Origin of the sequence: Xanthomonas sp. SHU 166 (assembly GCF_000364685.1) — a bacterium.
GTDB classification, from domain to species: domain Bacteria; phylum Pseudomonadota; class Gammaproteobacteria; order Xanthomonadales; family Xanthomonadaceae; genus Xanthomonas_A; species Xanthomonas_A sontii.
The window spans coordinates 1-9,276 of the sequence record NZ_AQOJ01000572.1 but is presented as its reverse complement, the minus strand read 5'-3'; the positions used below and the strand labels follow the sequence as shown (position 1 = coordinate 9,276).

General features: G+C 70.5%; 9 protein-coding genes. 6 read left to right on the top strand and 3 right to left on the bottom strand.

Going from position 1 to position 9,276, the window contains the following annotated elements; all coding sequences use genetic code 11:
- Nucleotides 1-1,137: glycogen/starch synthase (locus tag D180_RS14405; protein WP_017913352.1), on the bottom strand; the 1,137-nt coding region annotated here is incomplete at its 3' end.
- A 408-nt stretch (nt 1,138-1,545) separates the two neighbouring features.
- Here D180_RS14405 and D180_RS14400 point away from each other — a divergent pair.
- Nucleotides 1,546-1,770: a hypothetical protein gene (locus D180_RS14400; protein WP_198526560.1), complete on the top strand. Its 225-nt coding sequence runs from the start codon at nt 1,546-1,548 to the stop codon at nt 1,768-1,770.
- A gap of 65 nt (nt 1,771-1,835) precedes the next feature.
- On the opposite strand, the gene D180_RS14395 is transcribed toward D180_RS14400, so the two are convergent.
- Complete coding sequence (locus D180_RS14395) at nt 1,836-2,210, bottom strand: response regulator (RefSeq protein ID WP_017907677.1); 375 nt, start codon at nt 2,208-2,210, stop codon at nt 1,836-1,838.
- Between the two features lie 134 nt (nt 2,211-2,344).
- Here D180_RS14395 and D180_RS14390 point away from each other — a divergent pair, with 134 nt between their 5' ends.
- Complete coding sequence (locus D180_RS14390) at nt 2,345-3,652, top strand: ATP-binding protein (RefSeq protein WP_017913351.1); 1,308 nt, start codon at nt 2,345-2,347, stop codon at nt 3,650-3,652.
- 6 nt (nt 3,653-3,658) lie between these two features.
- Here the strand turns inward: D180_RS14390 and D180_RS14385 are convergent, their stop codons facing one another.
- On the bottom strand, nt 3,659-4,261 hold the full coding sequence (locus D180_RS14385; RefSeq protein WP_232760506.1) for an isochorismatase family cysteine hydrolase: 603 nt from the start codon (nt 4,259-4,261) through the stop codon (nt 3,659-3,661).
- 308 nt (nt 4,262-4,569) lie between these two features.
- On the opposite strand from D180_RS14385, the gene mdoH reads away from it, so the two are divergent.
- The 4 genes from mdoH to hemC all read left to right on the top strand — a co-directional run bounded on the left by mdoH (nt 4,570) and on the right by hemC (nt 9,041).
- The gene (gene mdoH, locus D180_RS14380) at nt 4,570-6,519 is read left to right on the top strand and encodes a glucans biosynthesis glucosyltransferase MdoH (RefSeq protein ID WP_043091018.1); all 1,950 of its coding nucleotides are present in this window, start codon (nt 4,570-4,572) and stop codon (nt 6,517-6,519) included.
- A gap of 39 nt (nt 6,520-6,558) precedes the next feature.
- Entirely contained in the window at nt 6,559-7,224 is a 666-nt protein-coding gene (locus D180_RS14375) for an alpha/beta hydrolase (RefSeq protein WP_017913348.1), read from the top strand.
- A 103-nt stretch (nt 7,225-7,327) separates the two neighbouring features.
- Complete coding sequence (locus D180_RS14370; protein ID WP_017907672.1) at nt 7,328-8,059, top strand: LytTR family DNA-binding domain-containing protein; 732 nt, start codon at nt 7,328-7,330, stop codon at nt 8,057-8,059.
- 58 nt (nt 8,060-8,117) lie between these two features.
- Nucleotides 8,118-9,041 carry a hydroxymethylbilane synthase gene (gene hemC, locus D180_RS14365; protein ID WP_017913347.1) on the top strand — a complete coding sequence of 308 codons (924 nt, stop codon included), beginning with the start codon at nt 8,118-8,120 and terminating at the stop codon, nt 9,039-9,041.
- Nucleotides 9,042-9,276: the final 235 nt, after the last annotated feature.

Genomic DNA, 9,276 nt, shown 5'->3' with positions numbered 1-9,276 from the left:
CTCGCCGCCGCCGATGATCACGATCTGGCCGCCGGCGGCGACGATCTGCGGCGCCACCTCGCAGATCAGGTCCAGGCCCTTCTGGTGCACCAGCCGCGAGACCACCGCGAACAGCGGACCGTCGCTGTCAAGCAGGCCGAACGCCTGGCGCACCTGCGCCGCGTTCTCGCGCTTGCCCTGGATCTGGCCGACGCCGAAGTGCGCCGGCAGGTGCGTGTCGGTGCGCGGGTCCCAACTGGCGTCGATGCCGTTGACGATGCCGCTGAGGCGGCCGCTGGCGGCGCGCCGCGCCAGCAGCGCGTCCAGGCCGCAGCCCTGCGCCGGGCCGGTGATCTGCGCGGCGTAGCTGACGCTGACCGTGTTCACATGGTCGGCGTGGACGATGCCCGCGCGCAGGAACGACATCTGCCCGTAGAACTCCAGGTCCTGCAGGCCCTCGGCGGGGATGCCCAGGGCGCCGGCCATCGCATACGGAAACAGCCCCTGGTAGGCGAGGTTGTGGATGGTCAGCAGGCACGGCGTGCGGCCGCCGGACCAGCGCACGTAGGCCGCGGCCAGCGCACACGGCCAGTCGTTCAGGTGCAGCAGCTCCGGCGTCCAGTCCAGCCCGGCCTGACCGCCGGCGATCTGCGCGGCGGCGTGGGACAGAGTGGCGAAGCGCAGCGCGTTGTCTTCCCAGTCGCGGCCTTCGCTGCACACGTACGGCGAACCCTGTCGCTCGAACAGCTGCGGGCACAGCAGCACGTAGACGCACAGACCATCCGGACGCTCGGCCCGGCCCAGCGCGCAATCCGGCAGCCCGGCATGTGCGGCGATGCGGCCGACGATCTCCAGCGGCCCGGTCGTGCGCAGCACCGCCGGGTAGCCCGGGATCAGCACGCGGATGTCGCAGCTGCCGCGCAGCGCGCGCGGCAAGGCCGCGGCCACGTCGCCCAGGCCGCCGGCCTTGATGAAGTCGGCCATCTCGGAGGTCACGAACAGGCTGGTCCGGCGCGGCGCCGGGTGCAGCTTGACGGTCACCTCGGCATTGCGGACGAAGCGGCCGCGCGCATCGCGGTAGCGGCGGCGCGGCGCATGCAGCACCGGATGGGTATCGCGTTGTCTGTCGGTCAGGTCGGCGGGGGTGGGGGGCGACATGGCGGTTCCGTCTGGGAAGGGGGAGGACGGGGCACACGAAAATCGGAAAGCGACTGCCGACGCGCGTCCTGGCGGGCGCGCGACGTGAAGCGAAGGAAGAGGCACGGCAGCGTCGAAACGGAACGGCGATGTTGCAGTGCGATAATGCACGAGCAAAGTACAAATGGCGCGATAAAAGAGGCGTGAAGCGCGCGCTTGTCTACGGCGAAATGGAGAGTGCGGCGCATAGTGGATTTGCCGAACGTCAGACGCCGCAAGCATGGATCGCATTGCACGTGCGAATGAATCGTTTAGCTTCCGTTGCCGGACACGTGCCGCGCTCCCTGTGCGACCGTGGTCGCCACCTCCGTTGTGCGAGCTTCATGCGGTCTATGGTGCAGTGTGCTCATGACAGTCTTGAAACCGCAGATGCGCCGCGAGCTGGACGGCTTCGTCCTCGACGGGCTGCTGCGCGCGTGCCCGGATGGCGTGCTCGAGCCGCAGATCTGCATCAGTGGCCACGATGGGGCGGTGCTCGGCCGGCACGCGTTCGACGGCGTGTATTTCCGCGATGCCAACGCCGGCGCCTATTTCGTCGCCGAGCGCCTGGCGGCGATCCGTTCGGCACGGTACGGAAAGCTGGTCTTCGCCTGAATTCGCTGGCCGGTCGTCTGCCGGATGCGATTGCCGTGGGGACGCGGTGTGGGGTGGCGCCCCGCTCAGGCTCCGGTCTGCAGACGATCCAGGGCCGCCAGCAGATCGGTGCGGCGGTAAGGTTTCGGCAGAAAGCCGGTGTGCTCCGGCAGCATCCATGGTTCCGGCGCGTGCATGCCGGAGGTCAGCAGGGCCGGGGTGACGATGCCGCGGCGGCGCAACTGGCGCACCATGCTCAAGCCGTCGCAGCGCGGCATCTGCACGTCGCTGAAGATCAACGCCACGTCCGGATGCCGTTCCAGCACCGCCAGTGCTTCCTGGGCGGTCGCCGCCGACAGGACCCGGTATCCATCGGCGGCCAGCATGGCGGCGGCCAACTCCCGGATCGTCTGGTCGTCCTCCACCAGAAGAATGGTGGTGGAGGCGGAGGTGACGCGCATAATGCAGGGATCGCTTTAATAAATAATCCACTGCAGCTTCAATAATCCACTGCAGCTTCACGATTCGTCGGTGAAGCGCTGGTGACGTCCCGCAAATCCCGATATTCTCGACCTTACTTACTGCGAGACGCAGCTTGACCACGCACGCCCACTATCGGCAGATCGTCGAGCTCTCCCACGACTGCATCAATGAAGTCGGCCGCGACGGCGTCGTGCGCTCGATCAATCCCCACGGGTTGGCCCTGCTCGGCGTGTCCGACCCCGCCGACGTCGTCGGCCACAACTGGGTCGAGCTGTGGCCCGAGGACATGCGCTCGCTGACCCAGGGCGCCTTTGCTGCGGCGTTGGGCAACGAGCAGCGTGAATTCTGGGCGGAGCGCCCGTCGCTGGATGGACGGCGGCGCTGGTGGCACGTGATGGTCAGTCCGCTGGCCAACGCCTCGGCGCGGGTGGAAAGCGTGCTGGTGATCAGCCGCGACGTCACCCAGCAACACCAGGTCGAACAGGCCCTGCGCGCGCTGGGTCACCTCGCCCCGATCGAGGGCCGGGGCGACACGATGGACGCCGACGATGCCGCTGCGCTGGGCCGTCGCTGGCAGACCGAGCAGTCGCAGCTGCGCGGGCAACTGGACATCGCCCTGGCCGCGCAGCGCGTGGCCGAGCGCGCCATGACCCAGGCGCAGAAGGGCGAGGCGGTGGGGCAGATGCTTGCCGGCGTGGTCCACGACTTCAACAACATGCTGCATACCGCGATCACCTCGGTGAGCATGGTCGCCGACCATCCGCAGCGCCTGCAGCCGGACCAGCAACGGCTGCTCGCCATCGCCAACGAGGCCTTGCAGCACGGCGCGGGCATGACCCGGCGCCTGCTGGGCTTCGCCCGCGCGCACCCGGTCAAGCCGATCTGGCTGGACCTGAACGCGCTGGTGACGCAGATGCAGCCGTTGTTGGCGCAGGCGCTGGGCGGCGAGATGCGCCTGCAATTGCTCGCATGTGCCGAGGTGACCACGACCTATGCCGACCGCAACGCGGTCGAGCAGGCGGTCATGAACCTGGCCCTGAACGCGCGCGACGCCAGTCGCCCCGGCGATGCGGTGACGATCCGCTGCGGCGCGCTGGAGGTGCCGCCGTCGCGCGCGGCGGCGATGCGCCAGCCCGGCCGCTACGTGACCCTGGCGGTCAGCGACCAGGGCGAGGGCATGTCCGATGCGGTCAAGTCGCGCCTGTTCGAGGCGTACTTCACCACCAAGCCCGAGGGCAAGGGCACCGGGCTGGGGCTGGCCCAGGTCTACGGTCTGGTCCGCCAGGCTGGCGGCTTCGTCGACGTGGAATCGGAACTGGGACGCGGCACCACCATCACCCTGGCGTTCCCGTTCGTGGCGCGGCCGCTCGGCGACGAGGGCGAGGGCGCCGACCCGATGTCGGTGCCGACGGCGGAGTAACCCCGCTCATCCGCCTGCGCGCGCCGGCAGCCGGTCGCTGATGCGCACCGCGAAGGCCTCGCGCAGCACCTGCAGCGCGCGTTGCTGGCGCCCGGCATCCAGCGCCGCGCAGCACGAGGGCGGCACCTGCACCTGGAAATCGCGCATGCGCGCATCGATCGCGGTCGCCAGCACGCAGGCGTCGGTGGCGATGCCGGTGACCAGCAGGCGGGTGGTCTGCAGCCGCGCCAGCAGCAGGGCCAGGGCCGAACCGAGGAAGGCCGAGTGCTTGGGCTTGAGCACGTAGTAGTCCTGCGGGCGCGGCGCCAAGTAGGCGGCGATACGTGCGCCGCGCTGCTTCGGGTCGGCGCACAGCGTCCACAGGCCTTCGAAATCGGTGCGCCAGTCGGCGAAGTTGTCGTTGGCGAACAGCACCGGCCAGCCGCGGCGATGGAAGCGCGCGCGGAGCTGGGCGATGCGCGCGGCCACCGGGAGTGCGGCCTTCGCCAGCCGTGCGCCGTCCGGGAAGTCGAAACGGCTGATCATGTCCACGATCAGCAGCGCCGGCGCTCCGTGCGGCGTCGCGGGTTGCCGCTGGGTGCGTGTGCGTCGCCGGGCGGGCTGGCGCATGCGTCGATCCTCCATTGCCGGACTGGCTTCATGGTCGGCGCGACGGGTGAAACGCGGGTGAGCGCAGGTGACGGCGGCATGGCTGAACGGATCGGCCGGCGCCACCTCGGCGGCGCCGCTGGCCACCTTCGCGAAAGCTTACTATTTAGGGTTTACATTGACCGGCGTCCTTGCCCGTCGACAGGAGAGCACGTGGTACCAACTGGCGAACACAACCAGGCGCGCGTGGCCGCGGCGGCATCCGCCGTGCCGTCCGCCCGCGGCACTTCCCGATGGCGCTGCGGCGCCGGACGCGGTCGGCGGATCGCATGAGCACGGTCGCCCCCACACCGGCCGTGCACGTCGATGCTCCCCTGGATGCCGGCCACGCGGTCCTGCCGCCCGAGGCGCCGCTGGCCATGCCGCTGCAGTCGCTGCAGGAAGGCAAACTGCGCAACACGCGCCTGCCCAGCACCCCTGTCGGGATCGGCTGGCGGCGCTTCTACGTGTTCGGCACCACCGCGGCGATGACCGCCTACGCCAGTTGGCTGATCGGCAAGGTCTTGGTGATCGGCGGCGTGAGCGTGCTCGAAGCCTGTCTGATGGTGCTGTTCATCCCGTTGTTCGCCTGGATCGCGCTGTCGTTCGTGAGCGCGCTGGCCGGCTTCTTCACCCTGGTGTTCGGCAAGGGTCGCAAACTCGGCATCGATCCGGACGCGCCGCTGCCGCAGGTGCGCAACCGCACCGCGCTGCTGATGCCCACCTACAACGAGGATCCGCACCGGCTGATGGCCGGCCTGCAGGCGATCTACGAGTCGGTGGCGGCCACCGGCCAGATCGAGCGCTTCGATTTCTTCATCCTCAGCGACACCACGCGCCCGGCCATCGGCGCGGAAGAAGAGAAGGTGTACGCCGAGCTGGTGGAGCGCGTCGGCGGCAAAGGCCGCCTGTTCTACCGGCGCCGCGCCAGCAATGCCGGGCGCAAGGCCGGCAACATCGCCGATTGGGTACGCCGCTTCGGCGGCGCCTATCCGCAGATGCTGATCCTGGACGCCGACAGCCTGATGACCGGCGACAGCATCGTGCGCCTGGCTGCCGGCATGGAGGCCAACCCCGACGTCGGCCTGATCCAGACCCTGCCGGAAGTGGTCAACGGCAACACCCTGTTCGCGCGCATGCAGCAGTTCGGCGGCCGCGTCTACGGCCCGGTGATCGCCTTCGGCGTGGCCTGGTGGCACGGGGCGGAAAGCAACTACTGGGGCCACAACGCGATGATTCGCACCGAGGCCTTCGCCGCGCAGGCGGGCCTGCCGTCGCTGCCCGGGCGCAAGCCGTTCTGCGGCCACGTGCTCAGCCACGACTTCGTCGAAGCGGCACTGATGCGGCGTGGCGGCTGGGCCATGCACATGGTGCCGTACCTGCAGGGCAGCTACGAGGAAGGCCCGCCGACGCTGACCGACCTGCTGGTGCGCGACCGCCGCTGGTGCCAGGGCAACCTGCAGCACTCCAAGGTGGTGCGCGCGCGCGGCCTGCACTGGGTCAGCCGCATGCACATGCTGATCGGCATCGGCCATTACTTCACCGCACCGATGTGGGGCATGCTGATGCTGATCGGCATCGCCATTCCGCTGCAGAACGGCGGTTTCGACCTGGTCGCCTCGGTGATCTCGCCGTTCTCGCCGGCGCGCTACTGGCACCAGCAGGACTCCACGCGGGTGGCCTGGGTGTTCGCGGTGACCATGTTCGTGCTGCTGGCGCCGAAGGTGATGGGCTACTTCGCGATGCTGCTCAAGCCCGGCGAACGCCGCGGCTGCGGCGGCGGGCTGCGCGCCTTCGCCAGCATGCTGCTGGAAACGCTGCTGGCCGCGCTGATGGCGCCGGTGGTGATGTACGTGCAGTCGCGCGGCGTGGCCGAGGTGCTGGCCGGCAAGGACTCGGGCTGGGACGCGCAGCAGCGCGACGATGGCCGCATTTCGTGGTCGGCGCTGTTGCGCAGCTACGGCGGACTGAGCGCGTTCGGCCTGCTGATGGGAGGCATGGCCTATGCCGTGTCGCCGTCGCTGGCGGCATGGATGGCGCCGGTGGTGATCGGCATGGCGCTGGCGGTGCCGGTGGTGGCGATCAGTTCCTCGCGCGCCGCCGGCCTGTGGCTGCGCAAGCTGCGCATCCTCGCCATTCCCGAGGAGTCGCAGCCGCCGGCGGTGCTGCTGCGCGCCGCCGAACTGCGCCGCGAGGCCGCCGCACGCCGTGCCGAGGCCGAGGCGCAGGCCGGGGGCTGAGGCCGGCATACTATCCGGCCTCATTCATCGGGAACCGACATGCTGGAGACAGTGGAACACGAGACCGGCGCCGCGCCGCGCTGGACCGTCCTGTGGCTGCACGGCCTGGGCGCCGACGGCAACGACTTCGCGCCGCTGGTGCCGGAACTGGTGCGGCCGCACTGGCCGGCGCTGCGCTTCGTGTTCCCGCACGCGCCGGTGCGGCCGGTGACGGTCAACAACGGAGTGCGCATGCGCGCCTGGTACGACATCGTCAGCATGGACTTCTCCAACCGCGCCGACAGTGCCGGCGTCGCCGAATCGGTGGCGCAGGTCGAGGCCCTGATCGCGCGCGAGGACGCGCGCGGCGTGCCGCCCGAGCGCCTGCTGCTGGCCGGCTTTTCCCAGGGCGGCGCGATCACCCTGGCCGCCGGCCTGCGCCGCGAACGGCCGCTGGCCGGCCTGATCGGGCTGTCCACCTACCTGCCCGAACTGGAGAGCGTCGCCAACTGGCACGTCCCGGCGGCCCTGCGGCAACCGCTGTTCATGGCCCATGGCCAGGGCGACCCGGTGATCCCGCAGACCTACGCCGAGCGTACCGCGCAGACCCTGCAGGCGCTGGGCATGCCGGTGCAGTGGCGACGCTATCCGATGGCGCACCAGGTCTGCGCCGAGGAAATCGCCGACCTGGGCGACTGGATGGACGCCTGCCTCGCCGGCAGCTGATTGCAGCGGCCGCATGGCGGCATGGTGCGATGCCGATGGCGGGCGCCCGGAACCAGGGCTAGTATCGGCCGCAGCGCACGCCAGTCGAGTGAGGGAGGTCTGGGTGAAGGTGCTGATCGCCGACGACGAACCCCTGGCGCGCGAACGCCTGCGCACGCTGCTGGCTGCGCATGCCGGCGTGGAAGTGGTGGCCGAAGCCGACAACGGCATGGACGCGCTGCACGCCTGCGCCGCGGCGCAGCCGGACCTGGTGCTGCTGGACATCGCCATGCCCGGCCTCGACGGCCTGGAGGCCGCGCGCCATCTGGCCACCTTCGAACCGCGCCCGGCCGTGGTGTTCTGTACCGCCTACGACGCGCATGCGCTGTCCGCGTTCGAGGCGGCGGCGATCGACTACCTGATGAAGCCGGTGCGCGCCGAGCGCCTGGCTGCGGCCCTGCAGCGCGCCCGTACCTTCATGGCCGGACGCGGCAACGGCGACGCCGCGGCGCCGGCCCCGCAGCGCCGCACCCACCTGTGTGCGCGCCTGCGCGGCAGCCTGCGGCTGATCCCGGTCGACGACATCCACTACCTGCAGGCCGAGGAAAAGTACGTGGTCGTGCACCACGCGCGCGGCGAGGACCTGATCGAGGAATCGCTGCGCGCGCTGGAGGAGGAGTTCGCCGAGCGCTTCGTGCGCATCCACCGCAACTGCCTGGTCGCGCGCCACGAACTGGTGGAATTGCGCCGGCTCGGCGAGGGCCAGGTGCAGGCGGTGCTGCGCCATGGCAAGCAGCCGCTGGAGGTCAGCCGGCGCTGCGTGGCGCAGCTGCGCAAGGAGATCCACCAGCGCTGACGCCGCCCGGGCCGCCCGCGTGCAGCGGCGGACGGCGGCTTTCCGCGATAATGCGCGCATGAAGATCCTGCGCATCGCTACCCGCAAGAGTCCGCTCGCCCTGTGGCAGAGCGAGCATGTCGCCGACTGCCTGCGCCGCGCGCACCCGCACCTGGACGTGGTGCTGGTGCCGATGAGCACCCGCGGCGACGAAGTCCTGGACCGCTCGCTGGCGGCGATCGGCGGCAAGGGCCTGTTCCTGAAGGAACTGGAGCTGGCGATGCTGCGCGGCGAGGCCGATTGCGCGGTGCATTCGCTCAAGGACGTGCCGATGGAGCTGGATCCGCCGTTCGTGCTGCCAGCGATCCTGCCGCGCGCCGATCCGGCCGATGCGCTGATCTCCAACCTCTACGCCTCGCTGGACGCGCTGCCGCTCGGCGCGCGCGTCGGCACCTCCTCGCTGCGGCGGCAGGCGCAACTGCGCGCGCGGCGCCCGGACCTGGAACTGCTAGACCTGCGCGGCAACGTCAACACGCGCCTGGCCAAGCTCGACAACGGCGGCTACGACGGCATCGTGCTGGCCTGCGCCGGCCTGCAGCGGTTGGGCCTGGAGGGGCGCATCACCCAGCGTCTGCAGGCGCCGGACTGGCTGCCGGCGCCGGCGCAGGGCGCCATCGCAGTGGAATGCCGCGAGGACGCCAGTGCCGCGCTGGCATTGTTCGCCGCGCTGGACGACGCCCCGACCCGCACCTGCGTGGAGGCCGAGCGGGCGATGAACCGCGCCCTGCACGGCAGCTGCCACGTGCCGGTGGCGGCCTTCGCGCAATGGCGCGGCGAGGACCTGCTGTTGCAGGGCCTGGTCGGTGGCGTCGCCGACGGGCGCCTGGTGCGCGCCGACCTGCAGCGCAGTGCGCAGGATCCGCAGGCGCTGGGCCAGGCCGTGGCCGAGGCCCTGATCGGCGCCGGCGCGCGCGAACTGCTGGATGTCGATCTGCCGGCCTGAGGGCGTGCGCAGTCCGCGCCAGCGACGGTGGCGGTCACCTGTCATGCAGCCGCGACAAGCGAAGCCGAAAGCGGACTGACACCCTCCGTCGTCGGGACTGAAGTCCCTCCCACAGTGCAGATCCCGGCAGTGCCGGTTGCGCGCGTGGGGGAGCGGCTGCAGCCGCGATAGGCGTTACCGGGAAAGCCTGCCGCGGCTGACGCCGCTCCTTGTATCTGGACATGTCGCCCCTAAA